Source organism: Streptomyces sp. NPDC054842 (genome assembly GCF_053611025.1).
In genome coordinates, this window is sequence record NZ_JBSGZN010000012.1 from 73,112 (window position 1) to 94,118 (window position 21,007).

The window sequence follows — 21,007 nt, forward strand, 5'->3', positions numbered from 1 at the left end:
ACGGCTCAGAGCAGGTGGTCGGCCTTGCCGGCCTTGATGTCCCGGATGAGCGTACGGAGCGCTTCGCGGGAGTCGGTGAGGTAGGAGTCCTCGGCACCGGCTATGGCGATGTAGGCGTTGTCGTGGCCGTCGGTGCCGAGGCGGAAGCAGGAGTTTCCCTCACCGCAGAACGGCTCCTCCCACGTGATGTCGTCCATCGGACCTCTCCTCACAGCTCGTTGGCGATACCGCGGATGAAGTCGCGTGACGCCGCTGGTGACAGGGCGATGCGCTCCATCCAGTCCAGGTGGGCACGGTACTTGGCCAACTGGCTGTCCAGATGCAGAAAATCGGGCCCGTGCGAGTTGTCGATCTGCACGGTGTCAAGCTGCGGCACGGGTCCCTCCGCGTAGAGGACCGTCTGTCCGGCACCCGAAAAGGCGCACCCCCGGCTCGCGGAGGAGTGCGCCACGCGGCGCCGGGCGGCCCTGCGCGTCCTGGCCTGCGTCTGCCGGGTCTGCGACGGCGACCGGGGCTTCGGCAAGGCCCGCGAACCGGGCGGTGGAACCCGCAGGTGGGCGACGCTGCCGAGGGTCGGCGCGACGGCGTACGGGGAGGTGGAGGCGCCGCTCACCCGGACCAGGGGGCCACTGTCGGAGCGGCGGCGCGCAACTCACGTGCCGGATGCCTTCGACCAGTGACAAGGTGGCCTCGGCGCAACTGCCGGAACGTGGACGGGCGCTGCTTCGCGTGCCGTTCGTCGTATCGACGCGCGTGGCAGCGGATGTGTGAGGAGAACAGGGGTGGCCGAGCTCACCGAGCGGTCGTGGTCCGAGGCCATCGGCATGTACGCGCGCAGGTACAGCATCGCCAAGGTGACGAGCAGGGAGCACCACGACTGGGCGCTCGACGTGAACACCCTGATGCATGGCGATACACCCGACAACCGCGGCTGGCGTACCGAGGACTGCCTCGTGGGCGAGTTCGAGAGGCTGGATGATCCGTACTACCCCTTCGCCCTACGGCCCGACGACCCCGCTACGACGGGCGCTTGGAGGTCCCACCTGGCCGAGATCCCGCGCGCCTCCGCCATGCGGTTCCTCGTGGCCCTCTCCACGCTCTGGCTCAACGTCGAGAACGAGGAGGACTTCGAGGAACGCAGGCCGGGCCTGGAGGACAAGGCCGACGTCATCCTGTCCCGCTTTCCGGACGGTTCCCGCTTTTTCGCCAACACCGGCCGCCACAGCAAGAACCTCGACTACTACAAGCGGATCTCTGGTTGCGACCCGATCTCGGTCCACGTCTGGGATCTCGGTCTGATCCTGGTCTCCGAGACAGAGGTCGGCATGGTGTGGTCGTTCCACGCCTGGTGACAGGACTGAGGAGCTAGGAGAAACCGATGGCAGCTCTCCACGAGAGGGCGTGGGCCGACGCCCTGAGCATGTACGCGCGCCGACTGACCATCGCCAAGGTGACGCGCAGAGAGCACGAGGACTGGGCGCTCGACGTGGGCACTCTGATGCGGGGAGACGTGCCGGACGCTCGCGGCTGGCACGTCAACGATGCCTTCGCGGAGGAGTTCGAAAGGCTCGACGATCCCTTCTACCCGTTCGTCGAAGTTCCGGTGGACGGTGCGGTCGATAGCTTCAAGATCCGCATGACCGAAATTTCACGGACCTCCGCTCGTCACTTTCTCGTCGCACTTTCCACGCTGTGGCTCAATGTTGAAAAAGTTCCGGATTTCGAGGAACTCAGGCCGGGGCTGGAGGACAACGCCGATGTCATCCTGTCGCGGTTCCCGGAAGGGTCGGCCTTCTACGCCAACACCGGTCGGAACAGCCGGAGCATGGACTATTACCAGCGAATCAGCGGTTGTTCGACCGTCTCTTCGTACGACTGGGATCTCGGTCTGGTCCTGGTGTCCGGGACGGAGGTCGGGATGGTCTGGTCCTTCGACCCGAAATGATGTGAACGCGTACCCCGAACGCCCTCCCCCGGAAACTCCCGGAAGAGGGCGTCCGTGTCGGCCGGGGTCAGAGGCCGTGGACGTGGGGGCCGACCGTGTTGGACCAGGCGTTGCCCGCCGACGCGTCCCAGTTGGTGGACCAGGTCATCGCGCCGCGCAGGGACGGGTAGGTCCTGGACGGCTTGAACGTGCCGCAGTTCGTGCCCTTGGCCAGGCAGTCGAGGGCGTTGTTCACGATGGTGGGAGAGACGTAGCCGCTGCCCGCGCCGCTGGTGGAGGCGGGGACGCCGAGGCCCACCTGGGACGGGGCGAGACCGCCCTCCAGCTGGATGCAGGCGAGGGCGGTGAGGAAGTCCACCGTGCCCTGGCTGTAGACCTTGCCGTCGCAGCCCAGCATCGAACCGCTGTTGTAGTACTGCATGTTGACGACCGTGAGGATGTCCTTGATGTTCAGGGCCGTCTGGAAGTAGGTGTTCGACGTCGACTGCATGTCGATGGTCTGCGGGGCCATCGTGATGACGAGCGACGAGCCCGCCTTCGCCGACAGGGACCGCAGCGCCTGCGTCATGTAGGTGGCGTTGAGGCCGTTCTCCAGGTCGATGTCGACGCCGTCGAAGCCGTACGTCTGCATCAGGGAGTAGACGGAGTTGGCGAAGTTCGTCGCGGACGACGCGTCGTTGACGGAGATCGTGCCCTTCTCGCCGCCGATGGAGATGATGACCTTCTTGCCCGCGGCCTGCTTGGCCCGGACGTCGGCCTTGAACTGGTCGACGGTGTAGCCGCCGAGCCCGGCCGAGTCCAGGTTGAAGGTGACCGCGCCCGGCGTGCTCGTGGCGTCCGCGAAGGAGACGGCGATGATGTCGTACTGCGACTGGACCTCGGACAGCTTCTGGACCTTGGCGCCGTTGTTGAAGTTCTGCCAGTAGCCGGTGACGGCGTGCGCGGGAACCGTTCCGCCGCCCCCGCCGCCGCCCGAGGCGGTCGTCGTGCCGGTGACCGCCGCCGACTTCACGGACTCACCGGCCGCGTTGGTCGCGGTGACCTGGAAGGAGTACGAGGTGGAGGCGGCCAGGCCGGTCACGGTCGCCGAGGTGCCGGACACCGCCGTCACCTTCGTGCCGTCCCGGTAGACGTTGTAACCCGTCGCGCCCGAGACGGTGTTCCAGGCGAGGGACGCCGACGAGGACGTGGTGGAGGCGACCTTCAGGCCGGCCGGGGCCGCCGGGACGGTGGGCGCCGGGTCGGTGCCGCCCCCGCCGTCGGGGCCGAACACCGACAGGTCGTCCGCGTAGTAGGCGGCCTGCCCGTACCAGCCGTGGGTGTAGACCGTCACCGAGGTCGTCGAGGAACCCGTGGTGAAGCTGGTCGTCAGCTGCTTCCAGGAGGAGGAGTCCGGCGTCCAGGTGGAGACGTCCGTCGTCCCCGTGCCGCTCGCGCCGAGGTAGGCGTACCCGCCCTGGACCCAGGTGCTCAGCGTGTACGTCGAGTTGGGCTTGACCGCGACGGTCTGCGTGCACTTGGCGTTGTCCTGCCCGGCGGGCGTCGCCTTCAGCGCGGCCGAGCCGCCGTGCACGGGCGAGGACACCGTCGTACCGCTGCCCGCGGTACAGGTCCAGTTGCCGAGGCCGGACTCGAAGCCGCCGTTCCTGGCGTTGTTGACGTCCGCGGCCTGCGCCTCGGTGGCGAGTCCGGTGAGGGTGAGGGCGGACGCCCCCAGTGCGGCGGCGAGGAAAGCCGCCCACGTCCGTCTGCGTCTGGGCATGCCTGGTGCGCGGTCCACTGGTGCCTCCGGTGAGGGGGAGAGGGCGGGGAGGTTGCGGAACGGTGGCCACCGCTGGAGGTCCAAGGTGGTCCAGACCAATACGGTTGTCAAGACCTCTGCCGGTCGCCGGTCACCGCCAACGTCCCTGCGGAGGCGCGGAGTTGCGGACGGGCGATTCACTCTGTGTGGATCAAGCCCGTACCTTCGGTGAGTTGATCTGCCGAAGTCGGTGTTGAGCGGGGCATGCCGTGGATATGGTGCAGATGCAGGAGGACGTCACAGTGACGATGTGTGGCCATCTGTGACGGTCCATGGCGAAACAGGGGCGATCCGAGGGCGGCGACCGACCATCCCGCCCCGGTGAACGGGGTGGTGTCGAGCGTGCCGACCGCGATAGCCGTCACCAGTCCCGACCTGGTGCTCCCGCCGCACGACCGGCAGACACCGCCCGCCGTGGTCCAGCCGCTGGAGACCCTGGAGAGCTCCCTCACCGGCATGCACACGCTGATCGAGCAGCACGGTTACGTGATCTCCCTGTACCCGTCCGCCGCCCCCGGCGAGCTCACCCGGCGGCTGCACACCGTCCGCTCGGTCCTGGAGAGCGACCGCATCGCCCTGCTCGGCATCGACCTCCCGCCGCTCGGAATCGCCCTGCTGGCGCAGCAGTTGCGGCAACTGTCCGTCTGCGACTTCAGCCCCGGCGTCCTCGCGTCCGCCGCCCGGCTCCTCGCCCACTACATCTACGCGGGCGCCCTGCTCGGCTCCGTCGCCAAGCTCGACCGGGTCCCCGTGTCCCTGAAGTCGCACGCCAAGTCCTGGGTGCCCGGCGCCCAGTTCGCCGTCCTCGCCAACCCGCGCCCGCAGCTCGTCAGGGTCGGCCAGGAGGACCTGGCCGGCCCCGAGTTCGGCACCCGGCTGCTCGTCGCGGCCGAACAGCCGCCGTCCGACTGGGTCACCACGACCCTCGCCCCCGCCTGGCAGGTGCAGGGCGTCGCGACCGTCCCGCTGCCCGAGCAGTCCGCGCGCTGGTGGGGAACCGCGAAACTCGCCGAGTTCGCCGCCGGGCTGTACGACGTGTCCGTGCTCTACCAGCTCGTCTCGTCCGTCCGGCGCGAGACCTGCCACTGGTGCGGCCTCGAACTCATCGGCGACCGCTGCGGGTTCTGCGCCGCCGCGCTGCCACCGCCCGGGGAGCTTCCCGGCGCTCCCGCGCGGGCAGCCTCTTCCGTACGCGCCCTGCCCCCGGGCGTCACCTAGGCACCGCCGGCACCACCGCACAGCACGGAGAACCAGGCACGACCGCCCGACCCCGCTGTCCCCGCCCCCGATCGAGGTTGTCCGCGTCATGAACTCACGCCAGCGCCGCGGCGTCATCCTGCTGGTCCTCTCGGTCCTGTGCGCCCTGGGCGCCTTCGCCGGAGTCCTCTCGGTGATCCGCGACGTGAACTCCAAGGTGGGCCCCGAGGTGGCGGCGTACCGCCTCAAGAGCGACGTCGCCCCCTACCGGGAGCTGTCGGCCGACCAGTTCGAGAAGGTCTCGATGCCCGAGCGCTGGCTGTCGTCCACCGCCGTCACGGACCTCTCGCAGATCCGCGGCAAGATCGCGGTCACCCGGCTGGAGAAGGGATCGCTGCTCCAGGCCGACATGATCGTGGACCGGCCCTCGCTGGAGGCCGGCCAGCAGGAGATCGCGATCATGATCGACGCGGCGACCGGCGTCGCCGGAAAGATCAACCCGGGTGCCCGGGTCAACATCTACGCCACCTTCAAGGCGGAGAACGACAAGGGCAGGAACCAGTCCAAGGTCATCGTCGCCAACGCGCGCGTCATCGACGTCGGCAAGCTCACCGCCCTGGAGCCCGGCCAGTCGAGCGACGACCGGCGCCGCACCGCGAGCGAGGCCGTCCCCATCACCTTCGCGCTCGACACCGCCGACGCCCAACGGGTCGCCTACGCCGAGTCGTTCGCGACCCACGTCCGACTCGCCCTGGTCGCGGGCGGCTCCGACACGGCCGTCGCCCCCGGCGACCGCACGTACACCCTCGACGAGGACAAGTAGGAGGCCGCGCATGCCGACCGCTCCCGCCGGGGCCCGTCGTGAGAGGTGCCGCCGATGACCGTCCGCATCCTCCCCGCCGTCGGTGACATCGACTCGGCCCGCGCGCTCACCACGCTGCTGAGCCAGCTCGCCGACACCGAACCCGCCCCGCCCGTCCCCGACTCGACGGCCCTCCTCGACACCCTCGCCCGCCTCGCGGCGGAGTCCCTGGACGAGCTGCCCGAGGTCGTCCTCGTGCACGAGCGGATCGGCCCGGTGCCGGCCCTCGACCTGATCCGCGACGTCGTCATGCGCTTCCCGGCGGTCGGCGTCGTCCTCATCACCGCCGACACCGGCAACGGCGTGCTGACCGCCGCCATGGACTCCGGCGCCCGCGGCATCGTCGGCCTGCCGCTCGGCTACGACGCCCTCGCCGAGCGCGTCCAGGCCGCCGCCGCCTGGTCCCTCGGCATGCGCCGCCACCTCGGCAGCACACCCGAGCTGTACACCGGCCCCGGCGGCACCGTCGTCACGGTCACCGGCGCCAAGGGCGGCGTCGGCGCCACCGTCACCGCCGTCCACCTGGCCCTCGCCGCGCAGGCGTCCGGGCGTACGGTCGCCCTGCTCGACCTGGACCTCCAGTCCGGGGACGTCGCCTCCTACCTGGACGTCCAGTTCCGCCGGTCCATCGCCGACCTCGCCGGGATCAGCGACATCAACCCGCGCGTCCTCCAGGACGCCGTCTACACCCACGACAGCGGCGTCGGCCTGCTGCTCGCCCCCGCCGAGGGCGAGCGCGGCGAGGAGGTCACCGACCGGGTCGCCCGCCAGGTCGTCGCAGCCCTGCGCTCCCGCCACGACGTGGTGGTCGTGGACTGCGGCTCCCAGATGACCTCCGCGACGGCCGCCGCCGTGGAGATGGCCGACCAGGCGCTGCTCCTCGTCACCCCGGACGTGGTCGCCGTCCGCGCCGCCAAGCGCATGGTCCGGATGTGGGACCGCCTCCAGATCCGCAAGGCCGAGGAGACGACGACGGTCGTCAACCGGCACTCGCGCGGTACGGAGATCCAGCCGTCGCTGGTCGAGCGCGTCACCGGCACCCGGGTCGCGCGCTCCACGGTGCCCGCCGCCTTCAAGGAACTGCAGTCCGTGGTCGACGCGGGCCGGCTCCAGGACCTCGACGCCCGCTCCACGGTGAAACAGGCCCTGTGGGCGCTCACCGGTGAGCTGGGCCTCGCCGTCCCGGCGCCGGAGGGCGGGGGAGGCCGCCGCCGCAAACCGGCTCAGGAGCGCGGAGCGCTGGCCCTGCGGCGCAAGGGCGGCGACCGGGGAGCGGTGACCCTCGAATTCGCCGGGATGTTCCCGCTGCTGCTCGTCGTGATGACGATCCTGTGGCAGTGCGTGCTCTACGGCTACACCTGGTCCCTCGCCGGGAACGCGGCCGACGAGGCCGCCCGGGCGGCGACGGCGGCGTACGCGGTGGACGGCGACGCGGCCGGCGCCTGCCAGTCGGCCGGGGAGCAGCACCTGCCGGGGGCCTGGCAGGGCGCTCAGATCGGCTGCACCCTCGAAGGCGACGTGTGGAAGGCCCGCGTCACCGCCCAAGTACCGCTGTTCTTCCCCGGGTTCGACGCCGGCTGGCAGGTCGACGGCGAGGCGGGCGCGGCCGTGGAAGGGGACGACGGATGAGCCTGTTCGTACGCTCGCACCGTGCCCCGGGACGTCCCGGCCGACGCGGACCGGCGGCCCCGCACCCGGCGTCACGGGCGCACTCGCCGTCCGCGCGGCCCGCGCCGGACCGGCGGTGCCCCTCGCCCGCGCACGGGCCGGTGCCACGTCCCGCGTCCGGCCGGCGACGGGCGTCCGGCCGGCCCCGATGCCGGCGGGAGGCGGCCGTCCGGGCCCGCCGGCGTCGTGCCGTCCTGCCCCGTTCCCGCCCGGCGCGGGCCCGGCGCTGGGGCGACCGCGGTGTCTCCATGCTGGAGTTCGCCGGATTCCTGCCCATCCTGCTGGTCATCGGCATGGCCGCCATCCAGCTCGGCCTGGTCGGCTACGGCATCAACCAGGCCGGGTCCGGAGCGCGGGCGGCGGCCCGGGTCGCCGCCCAGAAGGACGCCGCGGCGGGCCAGGCCGCGGGCCAGGCGGCGATGGACGGCCGCTTCGGCGCGAGCGTCTCGGTCGGCGGCGGGGGAGACACCGTGGTGGCCACCGTCCAGGTCGAGATCCCCTCGGTCATCCCCTTCATGGACGGCTTCACCGCCGAACGCCGGGCCACCATGCCGAACGACCAGGACGACTGACCGGGAGGAGCCGAAGACATGAGCCTGCGTTCCCGTATCGCCGCCGCCCCCGAGGAGGGGGGCCCCGCCCGCGAGGACGGACACCTCGTCGCCGTCTACCGGGCCAAGCTCCTGGAGGAGATCGACCTCGCGGAGATGTCCAGCCTGGCCGCCACCGAACGGCGCGCCCGGCTGGAGCGCGTCCTCGGCCACATCATCAGCCGCGAGGGACCCGTCCTGTCCTCCGCCGAGCGCTCCCAGCTGATCCGGCGGGTCGTGGACGAGGCGCTCGGCCTCGGCGTCCTCGAACCCCTCCTCGCCGACGCGTCCATCACCGAGATCATGGTCAACGGCCCCGACTCGATCTTCGTGGAACGGGCCGGCCGCGTCGAACAGCTCCCGCTGCGTTTCGCGTCCACCGAGCAGCTCATGCAGACCATCGAGCGCATCGTCTCCACCGTGAACCGCCGGGTCGACGAGTCCAACCCGATGGTCGACGCCCGCCTGCCCACCGGCGAGCGCGTCAACGTGATCATCCCGCCGCTCGCCCTGACCGGCCCCACCCTCACCATCCGCCGCTTCCCGCGCGCCTACACGCTCCCGGAGCTCATCGACCTCGGCTCACTCGACGAGCAGATGCTCATGCTGCTGGCGGCCTTCGTCCGCGCCCGTTTCAACGTCATCGTCAGCGGCGGCACCGGCACCGGCAAGACGACCCTGCTCAACGCGCTGTCCGGACTCATCCCGGCCCACGAACGCATCATCACCATCGAGGACTCCGCCGAACTCCAGCTCCAGCAGGAGCACGTGATCCGCCTGGAGTCGCGGCCCCCGAACGTCGAGGGCAAGGGCCAGATCACCATCCGCGACCTGGTCCGCAACTCCCTGCGCATGCGCCCCGACCGCATCATCGTCGGCGAGGTGCGCGGCGGGGAGACCCTCGACATGCTCCAGGCGATGTCGACGGGCCACGACGGCTCCCTGGCCACCGTCCACGCCAACTCCGCCGAGGACGCCCTGATGCGGCTCCAGACCCTCGGCTCGATGTCCGAGGTGCAGATCCCCTTCGAGGCGCTCAAGGACCAGATCAACTCGGCCGTCGAGGTCGTCGTGCAGCTCGCCAGGCACGCCGACGGCTCCCGCAAGATCGCCGAGGTCGCCCTGCTCGTCTCGCACGGCCGCGAGCAGTTCCGCATCGCGACCGTCTCCCGCTTCGTCCCCCGCCCCACCGGCCCCGACCGGGTCGTCCACGGCCGCTTCGAGCACCTCCCGCTGCCCCGCCAGATCGCCGAGAAGCTGTACGTGGCGGGCGAACCGCTGCCCCCCGCCTTCGGCGTCGCCGAGGCCATCGACGTCCTCAACACCAGGCGGGCCATCGGATGACCGCCCCCACCCCGCACGGGAGCCAGGAATGAACAACCCGGCCCTGTCCGCCCTCGGCGCCACCCTCCTGTGCGGCACCCTCGCCGTCGCGGGCGTGCACGCGTACGCCGCCGGCCGTGCCCAGCGCCAGGCACTGGAGGACCGCCTCTCCGGCGGCGGACCCGTCCGTACGGCGTCCGGCCGCGTCCGCCGCTTCGCCGCCGTCGACCGCAGGCTGCGCCGCACCCGGCTCGGCCGCTCCATCCACCTGCGGCTGTCGGCGACCGGACTCGACCTCACGGCGGGCGAGTTCTTCACCTACGTCACCGCCGTCGTCGTCGCGCTGTGGCTCATCGCCGCCGCGGCCCTGGCCCCCTTCTTCGGCCCGATCGCCGGACTCGTCGGCGTCTGGAGCGCGGCCATCTTCCTCAACTGGCAGCGGCAGAAGCGCATCGAGGCGTTCATCAACCAACTCCCCGACGTGGCGCGGCTGCTGGCCAACGCCACCGCCGCCGGACTCGCCCTGCGCACCGCGCTCGCGATGGCCGCCGAGGAACTGGAGGCGCCCGCGGGCGAGGAGCTGGCCCGGGTCGCCGACCATCTGACCCTGGGCCGATCCATCGACGACGCGCTCGGCGAGCTGGCCGAACGCCTCCCGTCCCGCGAACTCGTCGTCCTGGTCACCACCCTCGTCCTCGCCAACAAGGCGGGCGGCTCGGTCGTCAGCTCGCTGCGCAACCTCACCCAGACGCTGGAGGACCGCAAGGAGACCCGCCGCGAGGTCCGCACCATGCTCTCCGAGGTCAACGCGACGGCCTTCACGGTCCCGCTGCTCGGCCTCGGCTCACTGCTCCTGATCAACTCCTCGAACGAGGGCGCGCTGGCCCGCGTCACCGGCTCCCCGCTCGGCCAGGCCCTCGTCCTGCTCTCGCTCGGGCTCTACACCGTCGGCTTCTTCGTCATCCGCCGCCTCGGCAAGATCGAAGTGTGAGGAGGAGATTCCCTTGCAGGCCCTGTTGCTCGCCGTCCTGATGGGCGCGGCCGTCGCGGGCGTCCTCCTCGGCGTCCGCATGATCCGCGCCGACGCCAAGCTGCCCAGCGACCTCGTCCTCGCCCTGGAGGTCGGCGCGACCCGGGTGTCCAAGGCGGACTCGGCCGTCGACCGCCTCGGCATGCGCTTCGCGCCCGCCGTGCTGCGCCTGATGGGCCCCCGCCGCGTCGACGCCAAACGCCGCCGCATCGACATGGCGGGCAACCCCGGCGGCCTCACGCTCAGCCGCTACGCCGCCCGCCGCGCGGTCTACGGCGCCTTCGGCCTCGTACTCGGCCTGGTCTTCCTCTCCAACGGGCGGCCCCTCTTCGCCGTGGCGACCCTGGCCTTCGGGCTGCTGGCCGCCGACGCGCTGATCTGGCAGGCCATCCGGGAGCGCAAGGACGTCATCGACCGCACGCTGCCCGACTTCCTCGACGTGCTGGCGGTCGTGGTCTCGGCGGGCCTCGGCTTCCGGCAGGCCCTGGACCGGGTCGCCGAGAAGTACGAGGGACCCTGGGCCGACGAACTGCGCATCACCCTGCGCCAGATGGACATGGGCGTCAGCCGCCGCCAGGCCTTCGACGAGCTGCGCCGCCGCAACTCCTCCGAATCGGTAGCCCAGTTCGTGTCCGCGCTCCAGCAGGGCGAGGAACTCGGCTCCCCGATCGCCGAGACCCTCATCCAGCTCGCCACCGACATGCGCAGGACCGACGCGCAGAACGCCCGCCGCCGCGCCGCGAAGACCATCCCCAAGGCGACGATGGTGACCCTCGTCTTCATGCTCCCCGCGACGATGATCCTGATCGCGACCGGGATGTTCCTCGGCTCCGGCACGAACTTCGGCTCGATCCTGGGGCGCTGATGAGAAGCCTCCGGCTCGGACGCGGACGGGAGTGTCCCGGCGGCCGGCACGACCGGGCGCCGCGCCGCCCCGAGAGCGCCGGCGCGGGCACCCGCCCCGGCGAGCCCGCGGCCGGGAGACCGGGTGCGGGATGGGCCCGGGGCACCGGCGCCGGGTATCTCGCCGACGACGCCCCCGCCCCGGGCAGCGTCCGCCTCCAGCTGAGCGCCCTCCAGGCCCTGTGCCGCCAGGCGTTCGCCGTACGCCTCGCGACCGTCGCCGTCGGCGCGCCCTTCGCCATGGCCAACGCCACGGACGGCCCGGCCCGGTACACGGTCCTGGCCGCCGCCGTACTGGGCGTCATGGGTTCGTACGCCATGCTCCGCGACTGGGACCGCTTCGGCCCCCGCCTCCTCGCCCACCCCAGCCTGCTGGCCGTCGACCTCGTCTTCGGCGCGGTCCTGCTCCTCACCGCGTCCCCGGCCTCGCCGCTGGCCTACGCGACCGTCTGCACCCCGCTCCTCGCCGGCCTGCTGTACGGCTGGCGCGGCTCCGGCATCTTCACCGGCCTCCAGCTGGTCGTCCTGCTGACGGTGTTCCGGGCCTGGGAGCACCGGCCCGGCACCGGCGCCAGCACCCTGCTCGTAGCCGGGTTCTGCGTCGGCGCCGGCATCATCGGCGTCACCCTGCGCAACCTCATGTTCCGCTTCGGCGCGGCGAGCCAGGCGCTGTCGGAGGCCACCTCACGCCTCGCGGTGGCCGAGGCCGTGGAGTCCGAACGGGCGCGCCTGGCAAGGGAGATGCACGACTCGGTCGCGAAGACCCTGCACGGCCTCGCCCTCGCGGCGGAGGCGCTGGCGGCGTCCGCCGACTCCTGCGACCCCGCCACGCTGGAGCGGCAGGCGACCCTGGTGGCGGGCGCCGCACGCCGGGCCGCGACGGAGTCCCGCGAGCTGCTGTCGGACCTGCGCCGCCACACGGACCTCGGCACGGCCCGCCGGGACCTGGCTGCCGAACTGGCCCAGCGCGTCGCCGACTTCGAGGCCCGTACGGCGATCACGGCGGAGCTGCGCCGCACGGGCACCGTGCCCGTACTGCCGCGCACGACGGCACAGCACCTCCTGGCGATCGTCTCGGAGGCGCTGGAGAACGCCCACCGGCACGCACGCGCCCGCCGCGTCGTCCTCTCCCTCGACGCCGACACCTCCGCCGGGGTCCTGCGGCTGTCCGTCCGGGACGACGGAGTCGGCCTGCCGCCCACCGCCGTCCTCGACGAACTGACGGAATCCGGCCACTTCGGCCTGCTCGGCATGGTGGAGCGGGCCGCCTCCCTCGGCGGACGCCTGCACCTGTCCGTCCCCGCGCACGGCGGCACCGAGATCGCCCTGACGTGCCCGCTGCCCGCGCCGGCCCGCTCCCTCCCCCGAGAGAAGGCAGCCCATGCCTGACCAGGCACTCTCCGGACGGCCCCTGCGTGTGCTCGTGGCCGACGACAACCCGGTCGTCCGCGCCGGACTGACCGCCCTGCTCGGCGCCCATCCGGACATCGACGTCGTCGCGCAGGCCGCGGACGGCCGGGAAGCCGTGACCGCCGCGAGCCTCCACGGCCCGGACGTCGTCCTGCTCGACGTCCGCATGCCGGGCACCGACGGACTCACCGCGCTTCCCCAACTGGCCCGTCTGGCCCCCGTGATGATGCTGACCTACAGCCGGGAACCCGAGGTCGTGGCCGAGGCGCTGCGCCGGGGCGCCGTCGGCTACCTCGTCCACGGGGAGTTCACGGCGGCCGAACTGATCACCGCCGTACGGGACATGAGGCACGGACGGGCCACTGTCACGGAATCGCTCGGTGTTTCCTACGAACCGGACGAAATCTCTTCGCAGATGCAACCGGTTGTGACACATTCGTCGGAGGCGCGGACGCCGGCCCCGGCCGGGCCGCCCCGCCGTGGCCCCGACCGGGCTCGACACGGCCTGAGCTCAAGGGAGGTGGAGGTCATGGATCTCATCGCGTCCGGCATGAACAACCAGCAGATCGCCGCCGCCTGCTTCATCAGCGAGAAGACCGTGAAGAACCACATCAACCGCATCTTCGCGAAGCTGCACGCTTCTTCGCGCAGCGAAGCGATCGCCCACTGGCTGGGCACCGCCCCCGGGGGGTGGAACCGGTGAGTCCGTCCACCGGAAGTTGGGTCCCTGGACCCACCCGGAGTAGGCGTGTTCTCACGTACGGTGCTCGGGTCGGAAGTGGCGTCGGGTGGGAGGGCAGTGACGATGAGCGGATTCGACGACTGGACGCGGACGGTGATCTCCCGAATGCGGGACGAGAACCGGGACGCGGGCGCGGGGTTCGTGGAGTACGCGGGGCTGATGATCATCATCGCGGGGATCTTCACGCTGATCGACGGGTTGGGGTTGGACGGGCTGATCTCCCAGGCGATATTCGACGCGGTGAACGACGTCATCGGCGGCTGAGCGAAGGCCGGTTCGGAGACCGAGGGCAGACCCTCCCCATTTACATATGGCTGACGGCGATCCTGCTCTTCGCCGCACTCGCCCTGTTCGCGTTCGCGCAGGCAGCGTCCGCCCGCAATGGAGCCCAGTCCGCGGCGGACGCTGCGGCGTTGGCGGCCGCGCAGGATGCCAGGGACGAGATGATCGACGAGCTGCTGGTGGCCATCGGTGAGGGCGGCGACTGGCTGGACTGGCTGGGTGACAACCCCCCGCCGGGAGCGGGAGTCACCGCCGCGGCCGAGCAGTTGGCCGCCGAGAACGACTCCGCACTTCTGGGCATCCAGTCCACTGTGGTGAACGGGTATCCGGGGTACGAGGCCGAGATCGAGACCAACTACACGGTCGGCGAATCGATCATCCCCGGGACGGAGAGTATGCAGGCGCGAGCCCATGCCACCGCGGTGATCGAACCGCGCTGCGACTTCGACCCCGAAGCGGACCCCGAGAAGCCCGTGGAACTGGACTGCGATGGCGAGAACGTGAACATCGACCCCGAAGATTTCGATCCGGACGACCTTCCCGACGCGTCCGTGATGTTCTCTGTGCATCTGGCCGAGTGAGAGGAAGCCGTACCGATGGATCTCCGGCACACCATGAAGGGCCGCAGGGCGCTGAGCGCGGTGGCGATCACGGCTGGGCTGCTCCTCACGGTGGCCGGCTGCGGTGGGGGAGGCGACGACAAGGCCGAAACGCCCAAGGCGTCCGCGTCCACGAAGGACGACGGTGACAGCGGCGACGAGGAGCAGCCGTCCGAATCCCCTTCCACGGACCAGGTCCTGGCGGAAGTCAAGGGAGACGGGCTGACTCTCAAGATCACCTCGGCGACACGTGACGACGGAGGGTTCGTCACCGTCGAGGGGTCGGTGACGAACGGTGGAAGCAGGTCCTGGGTGGCTGCCGACTGGCGGGGAGACGAACGCGAACTCTCCAAGAACGGCGGATCCATTGCCGGTGCGAGCCTCGTGGACCAGGCGGGCAAGAAGAAGTACCTCATCCTCCGCGACACGGCGGGCCGGTGCCTGTGTACGCGGTTCTCCACGGCCCTCCGTTCGGGTGAGTCCGCCGACTGGTACGCCCAGTTCCCCGCCCCGCCCGAGGGAACCACCAAGGTCAGTTTCCAGGTCGGCGCCATGCCCCCCGCCACCGTCGAACTCTCCGAGGGTGAGTGACCCATGCCGCTCCCCAGCCGCACCACCGCGACGACGTTCACGGCCCTGGTCGTGCTGGTCACCCTCGGGCTTCCGGGGCCGGCCCACGCGGACGACGACGATCCGAGCGCCCCGCCGGGCAGCGTGACGACGTCCCCGCCTCCCGAGGTGGACGCCAACAGTCCGGGCCTGAAACTGGCGGACGGTGCCACGCTCGCCCCCGCCAAGGTCCTGGACATCAAGTCGGTCGTGGAGGACCTCGGCGGTGAGGAGCGCCGGGAGGACACGAACGAGAACGTGACGTTCGCGCTCCAGGCGGAGGTGCTGTTCCCCAAGGACAGCTCGAAGCTGAACCCGGAGGCCCGCTCCCGTATCCAGGCGATCGCGGACGAGATCAAGGCGCAGAACGCCACGAACGTCAGGGTGTTCGGCTTCACCGACAACCTCGGCTCCTACGCGCACGGCCTGACCCTCTCCAAGAAGCGCGCCGAGGTGGTCCACGACGAACTGGCGGGCGACCTCGGAGGCGACGTCACGTTCGAGGTGCGCGGATACAGCGAGGACTATCCGATCGCCGACAACACCAGCGAGCAGGGGCGGCGCAAGAACCGCCGGGTGGAGGTGTCGTTCCCGAGGAGCGGTTCCACGGAGTCGGGCAAGCAGAGCTGACCCCGGTACGCGGCCGCCGGTCCCGCCGGGTGCGGGGCCTGTGCCGGTCCGCTCAGGCAGGGCGGTGGTCTCCCGTGGCGCCGTCGACGAGTTCGCGCAAGATGTCCATGTGGCCCGCGTGCCGTGCCGTCTCCTCGACCATGTGGACCATGACCCAGCGCAGGGAGACGGCCGTGCCGCTCCACGCCGTACCCACATCGTCCAGGGACAGCTCCGCGATCGTGCGGTCGGCGGCGGTGCGGGCCCGGCCGTAGAAGTCGGTGATCCGCCCCGTCGTCTCGCCGGGCCCCGCGCTCATGTCCTCGTCGGTGTAGGGGTCGAACCACAGCGGCTCGACCTCCCGACCGAACGCCCGGCAGAACCAGCCGTACTCCACCGACGCCAGGTGCTTCACCAGGCCGAGCAGGCTGGTGCCCGAGGGCGTCATCACCCGCCGCACCTGCTCGTCGTCGAGCCCGGCCAGCTTCCACAGGACCGCGTCCCGGTGCCGGTCGAGGCTCGCGCGCAGGATGTCCTTCTCGCCGGCGGTGTACGGCACCGGTACGGCACCCGATTCGGTCGTCATCCCCGGAACGTAGCAGCGGGCACCGACACCGACCGGCCCGCTGCCCCGCCCCCCCCGGCGCCCCGCCCTCCTCAGCGCCCCGGCGTCCCCGCCGCCCCGGACTGCCCCGCGTCCGTGCTGTCCCGTGCTTCCCATCGCCCCGGCGTCCCGCCGCCCCGCCGGCCCCGCGAAAACCCGGTCGCCGATACGGCCCCCGCTTGGCAGGATCGGTCCATGACCGAGGACCGCTCCTTCGAAGAACTCGTCGCCGAGGCGGACGCCGCCCCCGTCGACGGCTGGGACTTCTCCTGGTTCGCGGGCAGGGCCACCGAGGAGCGGCCGCCCTGGGGATACGCGCACGCGATGGGGGAGCGCCTCGCACGCGCCGAGGCCGCGCTCGACCTGCAGACCGGCGGCGGCGAAGTCCTCGCCTCCGCACCCGAGTTGCCCCGGATCACCGTCGCCACCGAGGGCTGGCCGCCGAACGTCGCGAAGGCGACCGCCCTCCTGCACCCGCGCGGCGCCGTCGTCGTGGCCTCCCCGGAGGACGCGCCGCTGCCCTTCGCGGACGCCGCCTTCGACCTGGTCACCAGCCGCCATCCGGTCACCACGCACTGGGCGGAGATCGCCCGCGTCCTGCGCCCGGGGGGCACGTACTTCTCCCAGCAGGTCGGTCCCGCCAGCGTCTTCGAACTCGTCGAGTACTTCGTCGGGCGGCAGCCGCGGGAGACCAGGGAGGCACGGCACCCCGACCGCGCCCGCGCCGCCGCCGAGGCCGCCGGACTGGAGGTCGTCGACCTGCGCACGGCCCGGCTGCGCATCGAGTTCCTCGACATCGGGGCCGTGGTCCACTTCCTGCGCAAGGTGATCTGGATGGTCCCCGGCTTCACGGTCGACAAGTACCGGGACCGCCTGCTGACCCTGCACGAAGAGATCGTGCGCGACGGCCCCTTCGTCTCCCACAGCACCCGCTTCCTCATCGAGGCGCGCAGGCCGGAGCGCTGACCGGCCCCGCGTACGGGCAGCGGAGCCGAGATCACCGAGCGCCCGTTGCGCGAGACGCCCGTCCGTATCCCGGACATCCGCACAGGTTGTCCACATCGTTACCGGGGGCGGCTCGCGCCCGGCTGTCCGGCTAACGTAGGTTCGGACCAAGGTAATTCGCGTGAGCAAAGCTGCGCGTGTGGCACCGCGCAGTGGAGGGGGCTGCGCGGTGCCGACCCCGTTTCTCCGGCCTCAGCCGGGCGGCCCTCGGGGCCCGCCCAATCCCCTCGGGGCCCGGCCGACCCCTCGGTTCCTACGGTCCTACCGGCCCGGTCGGGTCCTCCGAGTCCAGGTCGTCCGAGTCCATCGGGTCCCCCGAGTCCGCCGGATCCTCCCGTACGACGACGCGCACCCCGCGCCGTACCCCCCACCGCTCCATCGCTCCGGCCCCGGCCTCCAGGACGTGCCGGGCTCGCGGGCGGGGCAGTCCCACCCGGCCCGGACGCATCGTCCGCACCGCGATCACCCGCAGCGTCCGGTCCAGATAGGCCACGTCGATGGCGAACCGCATCCCCATGGTGTGCACCGAGTTCGCCGGGCTCAGCATCAGCGCCCCCTCGACGCCGTCCCGTCCCAGCAGCCCCCGCCGTCGGGCCCGCGCCGACTCCGCGCGTTCCAGCGGCACGGGTGCGGGCGTGGAAGGGGTCGTGAAGGTCGCCATGGCCGTGAAGGTAGCGGCGGCGTCAAGCGGACGTCCGGCGCGCGTCACCCACCTGGAGGACAGCGCCGTCCGGGCACCAGGCACCTCACAGACGCCCTGAGACCTCCGAAACCTCCATGCATTCCCCCCAGTTCCCTTGGAATCCGCTGTGATCCGGCCATGAACGGCCCCTGAATAAGGGGTTCCGCGATAATCGCGGCGTTGCTGGACGACTCCGGAGAGTAGTTGTCGCACGCCGATGCACGCAGCATCACTTACGAAGGGTTATGGTGGAAACCCCCCCTCGGGCCGGTCCGTCTCCCCCCCACGGACCGGCCCGTTTTTTTGTGCCCTCGCGCGGCGTCCCCGCCCGGCGGGCCGTGGCGCCCTTCGGGTCCCCTCCACCCCCGGGTGACCCTGGCGCCCTCCAAGCCCCTCCGTGCACCGGTAGGCCCCGGCGCCCCGCTCCGGCCCGCATCGGGCGCCTCGCACCACCGGGCCGCGGACGCCCGGCGCCCCTCCTCCCGTGGCCGGGCGCCGACGCCCGTGGGCCGGGCCCCAGTTGCGCGGGGGTAGGCTTCGCCTCCGGGGACCGCCATATGGACAGGGATTGCGCCCGCTCGCGCCTGTCTGATCCGCACGGAGGGGCTGACAACACGTGACCTTGCGCGACAACCTGCGCCGTCTGCTGGTCAGGTTCTACACACGCAGGGTGGAAGGCCACCTCGACCACGACCAGGTGCCGAAGCACATCGGCGTCATCATGGACGGCAACCGCCGGTGGGCGAAGGCCGCGGGCAGCACCGCCGCCCACGGTCACCGCGCCGGGGCCGACAAGATCGAGGAGTTCCTCGGCTGGTGCTCCGAGACCGACGTCGAGGTCGTCACCCTCTGGCTGCTCTCCACGGACAACTTCGACCGTCCGAAGGAGGAGCTGGTCCCGCTCCTGGAGATCATCGAGGGCGTCGTCCGCACCCTCGCCGCCGACGGCCGCTGGCGCGTCCACCACGTCGGCACGCCCGACATCCTGCCCTCGCAGATGCAGACGGTCCTCAAGGAGGCCGAGGAGACCACGGCGCACGTCGACGGGATAGTGGTCAACGTCGCCATCGGCTACGGCGGACGCCAGGAGATCGCGGACGCCGTGCGCTCCATGCTCCTGGAGGCCGCCGACCAGGGCACCGCCCTCACCGACCTCGCCGACTCCGTCGACGTCGACCTCATCGGCAAGCACCTCTACACGGGTGACCAGCCCGATCCGGACCTCGTGATCCGCACCAGCGGGGAGCAGCGCCTGTCCGGATTCATGCTGTGGCAGACGGCCCACTCGGAGTACTACTTCTGCGAGGTCTTCTGGCCGGCCTTCCGCAAGGTGGACTTCCTGCGGGCGCTGCGCGACTACGCGGCGCGACATCGGCGTTACGGCGGCTGACCCCCGAGCACGTCAGGGACGTACGTCACCAGGAGTTAACGAACGCGCCGTCATGCCCTTTGGCATGGCGGCGCTCGTTACAGGGCATAAAGCTTCCAGGTCGACACCCGAACCACGGGTGTCGGATCTCAGCGGGCGGCACGGGGCCGTCCGCCCGGGAGGCCCCTTGCACCAGCCCGATCGTGCGGTCAGCACGGACGAAGCGGAGGGCCGGTTCCCGGCCCGCGCAGCGTGGCCGAGACCGGTCCAGATCTCCTTCGTCGCTCCCCGACCTCATCCGAGGGGGTACGTCCTTCCGTGGTGACCAGCGCAAAGCGCCACAAGCCAGACCGGCGCACCTATGTTCTCGACACCAGCGTCCTGCTGGCCGATCCGCACGCGATGAACCGCTTCGACGAGCACGAAGTCGTGCTGCCGATCGTCGTGGTCACGGAACTGGAGGCCAAGCGGCACCATCCCGAGCTCGGCTACTTCGCCCGGCAGGCCCTGCGGCTGCTCGACGAGTTCCGGGTCCGGCACGGCCGGCTCGATGCCCCGATCCCGGTCGGGGACCTCGGCGGGACCGTACGCGTCGAGCTCAATCACTCGGACCCCAGCATCCTGCCCAGCGGCTACCGCCTGGGGGACAACGACTCCCGCATCCTCGCGGTGGCCCGCAACCTCCAGGCCGAGGGCTACGACGTCACCGTCGTGTCGAAGGACCTGCCGCTGAGGATCAAGGCGTCCTCCGTCGGGCTCCTGGCCGAGGAGTACCGGGCGGAACTCGCCATCACCGGCTCGTCCGGCTGGACCGGGATGTCCGAGCTGACGCTGCCCGGCGAGCAGGTGGACGTCCTCTTCGAGGAGGGGCACGCCTACGTGCCCGAGGCGGCCGAGCTGCCGGTGCACACGGGTCTGACGATCCAGTCGGAGCGCGGCAAGGCACTCGGACGCGTCACGCCCGAGGGCAACGTCCGGCTCGTCCGCGGTGACCGTGAGGCGTTCGGGATCAAGGGGAGGAGCGCCGAGCAGCGCATCGCTCTCGACCTCCTGCTCGATCCCGACATCGGGATCGTGTCCATGGGCGGCCGGGCCGGCACGGGCAAGTCCGCGCTCGCGCTCTGCGCGGGTCTGGAGGCCGTGCTGGAGCGGCGCCAGCACCAGAAGGTGATGGTCTTCCGGCCGCTGTACGCGGTGGGCGGGCAGGAGCTCGGCTATCTGCCCGGCTCCGAGTCCGAGAAGATGAGCCCCTGGGCGCAGGCGGTGTTCGACACGCTCTCCGCGGTCACCAGCCGCGAGGTCATCGAGGAGGTCACCGCGCGCGGGATGCTGGAGGTGCTGCCGCTCACGCACATCCGCGGCCGCTCCCTCCACGACGCCTTCGTGATCGTGGACGAGGCGCAGTCGCTGGAACGGAACGTGCTGCTGACCGTCCTGTCCCGTATCGGCGCCAACTCGCGGGTCGTACTGACCCACGACGTGGCACAGCGGGACAATCTGCGGGTCGGCCGGTACGACGGAGTGGTCGCCGTCGTCGAGAAACTGAAGGGCCATCCGCTCTTCGCGCACGTCACCCTGAACCGGTCCGAGAGGTCCCAGATTGCCGCCCTTGTGACCGAAATGCTGGAGGACGGACACATCTAGGGCTCCATGCCCCGATAGCACCAACCCGGGGTGACCGCACATCAGTTGGCGCCGTCCGGCAAAGGCCAAGAGCCTAGCCGGGCGGCGTCTTGGCGCGTGCACGTTTCCGGGAAACGCGGGAGGCAAACGAGGT

General features: G+C 71.2%; 22 protein-coding genes and 1 pseudogene. 18 read left to right on the top strand and 5 right to left on the bottom strand.

Features of this window, described 5'->3' with window-relative positions:
• Positions 1 to 5 precede the first annotated feature (5 nt).
• Positions 6 to 197: a hypothetical protein gene (locus tag ACWGIS_RS12025; RefSeq protein WP_453362279.1), complete on the bottom strand. Its 192-nt coding sequence runs from the start codon at positions 195 to 197 to the stop codon at positions 6 to 8.
• Positions 198 to 208: 11 nt separating this feature from the next.
• A pseudogene (locus ACWGIS_RS12030) lies at positions 209 to 421 on the bottom strand (Scr1 family TA system antitoxin-like transcriptional regulator); the annotation flags it as partial.
• Positions 422 to 782: 361 nt separating this feature from the next.
• Between ACWGIS_RS12030 and ACWGIS_RS12035 the strand changes: the two are divergent.
• Together ACWGIS_RS12035 and ACWGIS_RS12040 are read left to right on the top strand one after the other, a co-directional pair.
• Positions 783 to 1,352 (top strand): hypothetical protein, encoded by a 570-nt coding sequence (locus ACWGIS_RS12035; RefSeq protein ID WP_453362280.1) that lies wholly within the window; start codon positions 783 to 785, stop codon positions 1,350 to 1,352.
• 26 nt (positions 1,353 to 1,378) lie between these two features.
• Positions 1,379 to 1,945, top strand: coding sequence for a hypothetical protein (locus ACWGIS_RS12040; protein ID WP_453362281.1), 567 nt, complete (start codon positions 1,379 to 1,381; stop codon positions 1,943 to 1,945).
• A gap of 67 nt (positions 1,946 to 2,012) precedes the next feature.
• On the opposite strand, the gene ACWGIS_RS12045 is transcribed toward ACWGIS_RS12040, so the two are convergent.
• Positions 2,013 to 3,707, bottom strand: coding sequence for a chitinase (locus ACWGIS_RS12045; RefSeq protein WP_453362282.1), 1,695 nt, complete (start codon positions 3,705 to 3,707; stop codon positions 2,013 to 2,015).
• A 381-nt stretch (positions 3,708 to 4,088) separates the two neighbouring features.
• Between ACWGIS_RS12045 and ACWGIS_RS12050 the strand changes: the two genes are divergently transcribed.
• From ACWGIS_RS12050 to ACWGIS_RS12110, 13 genes are all read left to right on the top strand, one after another.
• Positions 4,089 to 4,964, top strand: coding sequence for a hypothetical protein (locus tag ACWGIS_RS12050; RefSeq protein WP_453362283.1), 876 nt, complete (start codon positions 4,089 to 4,091; stop codon positions 4,962 to 4,964).
• An 88-nt stretch (positions 4,965 to 5,052) separates the two neighbouring features.
• On the top strand, positions 5,053 to 5,766 hold the full coding sequence (gene cpaB, locus ACWGIS_RS12055; protein WP_453362284.1) for a Flp pilus assembly protein CpaB: 714 nt from the start codon (positions 5,053 to 5,055) through the stop codon (positions 5,764 to 5,766).
• Positions 5,767 to 5,820: 54 nt separating this feature from the next.
• On the top strand, positions 5,821 to 7,434 hold the full coding sequence (locus ACWGIS_RS12060; RefSeq protein ID WP_453362285.1) for an AAA family ATPase: 1,614 nt from the start codon (positions 5,821 to 5,823) through the stop codon (positions 7,432 to 7,434).
• Between the two features lie 287 nt (positions 7,435 to 7,721).
• Positions 7,722 to 8,045: a TadE/TadG family type IV pilus assembly protein gene (locus ACWGIS_RS12065; protein WP_453362286.1), complete on the top strand. Its 324-nt coding sequence runs from the start codon at positions 7,722 to 7,724 to the stop codon at positions 8,043 to 8,045.
• Positions 8,046 to 8,063: 18 nt separating this feature from the next.
• Complete coding sequence (locus tag ACWGIS_RS12070) at positions 8,064 to 9,407, top strand: CpaF family protein (RefSeq protein WP_453362287.1); 1,344 nt, start codon at positions 8,064 to 8,066, stop codon at positions 9,405 to 9,407.
• 28 nt (positions 9,408 to 9,435) lie between these two features.
• Positions 9,436 to 10,377 (top strand): type II secretion system F family protein, encoded by a 942-nt coding sequence (locus tag ACWGIS_RS12075; RefSeq protein ID WP_453362288.1) that lies wholly within the window; start codon positions 9,436 to 9,438, stop codon positions 10,375 to 10,377.
• Between the two features lie 13 nt (positions 10,378 to 10,390).
• Positions 10,391 to 11,281: a DUF5936 domain-containing protein gene (locus ACWGIS_RS12080; protein WP_453362289.1), complete on the top strand. Its 891-nt coding sequence runs from the start codon at positions 10,391 to 10,393 to the stop codon at positions 11,279 to 11,281.
• Entirely contained in the window at positions 11,281 to 12,708 is a 1,428-nt protein-coding gene (locus ACWGIS_RS12085) for a sensor histidine kinase (protein WP_453362290.1), read from the top strand. Before ACWGIS_RS12080 ends, ACWGIS_RS12085 begins: the two co-directional genes overlap by 1 nt.
• Complete coding sequence (locus ACWGIS_RS12090; RefSeq protein WP_453362291.1) at positions 12,701 to 13,432, top strand: response regulator; 732 nt, start codon at positions 12,701 to 12,703, stop codon at positions 13,430 to 13,432. The genes ACWGIS_RS12085 and ACWGIS_RS12090 overlap by 8 nt, the downstream gene beginning before the upstream one ends.
• Positions 13,433 to 13,534: 102 nt before the next feature.
• On the top strand, positions 13,535 to 13,735 hold the full coding sequence (locus ACWGIS_RS12095; RefSeq protein WP_453362372.1) for a hypothetical protein: 201 nt from the start codon (positions 13,535 to 13,537) through the stop codon (positions 13,733 to 13,735).
• Positions 13,732 to 14,334 (top strand): pilus assembly protein TadG-related protein, encoded by a 603-nt coding sequence (locus ACWGIS_RS12100; RefSeq protein WP_453362373.1) that lies wholly within the window; start codon positions 13,732 to 13,734, stop codon positions 14,332 to 14,334. The genes ACWGIS_RS12095 and ACWGIS_RS12100 overlap by 4 nt, the downstream gene beginning before the upstream one ends.
• 15 nt (positions 14,335 to 14,349) lie before the next feature.
• A complete protein-coding gene (locus ACWGIS_RS12105; RefSeq protein WP_453362292.1) occupies positions 14,350 to 14,943 on the top strand; it encodes a hypothetical protein in 594 nt (197 codons plus the stop codon).
• Positions 14,944 to 14,946: 3 nt separating this feature from the next.
• Positions 14,947 to 15,591: an OmpA family protein gene (locus ACWGIS_RS12110; protein ID WP_453362293.1), complete on the top strand. Its 645-nt coding sequence runs from the start codon at positions 14,947 to 14,949 to the stop codon at positions 15,589 to 15,591.
• Positions 15,592 to 15,643: 52 nt separating this feature from the next.
• Here ACWGIS_RS12110 and ACWGIS_RS12115 read toward each other — a convergent pair whose 3' ends face one another.
• On the bottom strand, positions 15,644 to 16,156 hold the full coding sequence (locus ACWGIS_RS12115; protein WP_453362294.1) for a DinB family protein: 513 nt from the start codon (positions 16,154 to 16,156) through the stop codon (positions 15,644 to 15,646).
• A 213-nt stretch (positions 16,157 to 16,369) separates the two neighbouring features.
• On the opposite strand from ACWGIS_RS12115, the gene ACWGIS_RS12120 reads away from it, so the two are divergent.
• Complete coding sequence (locus ACWGIS_RS12120; protein ID WP_453362295.1) at positions 16,370 to 17,140, top strand: class I SAM-dependent methyltransferase; 771 nt, start codon at positions 16,370 to 16,372, stop codon at positions 17,138 to 17,140.
• A gap of 292 nt (positions 17,141 to 17,432) precedes the next feature.
• Here the strand turns inward: ACWGIS_RS12120 and ACWGIS_RS12125 are convergent, their stop codons facing one another.
• Entirely contained in the window at positions 17,433 to 17,840 is a 408-nt protein-coding gene (locus tag ACWGIS_RS12125; RefSeq protein WP_453362296.1) for a DUF192 domain-containing protein, read from the bottom strand.
• A gap of 637 nt (positions 17,841 to 18,477) precedes the next feature.
• On the opposite strand from ACWGIS_RS12125, the gene ACWGIS_RS12130 reads away from it, so the two are divergent.
• Entirely contained in the window at positions 18,478 to 19,251 is a 774-nt protein-coding gene (locus ACWGIS_RS12130; protein WP_389390539.1) for an isoprenyl transferase, read from the top strand.
• Between the two features lie 297 nt (positions 19,252 to 19,548).
• The gene (locus ACWGIS_RS12135) at positions 19,549 to 20,874 is read left to right on the top strand and encodes a PhoH family protein (RefSeq protein WP_453362297.1); all 1,326 of its coding nucleotides are present in this window, start codon (positions 19,549 to 19,551) and stop codon (positions 20,872 to 20,874) included.
• Positions 20,875 to 21,007 lie beyond the last annotated feature (133 nt).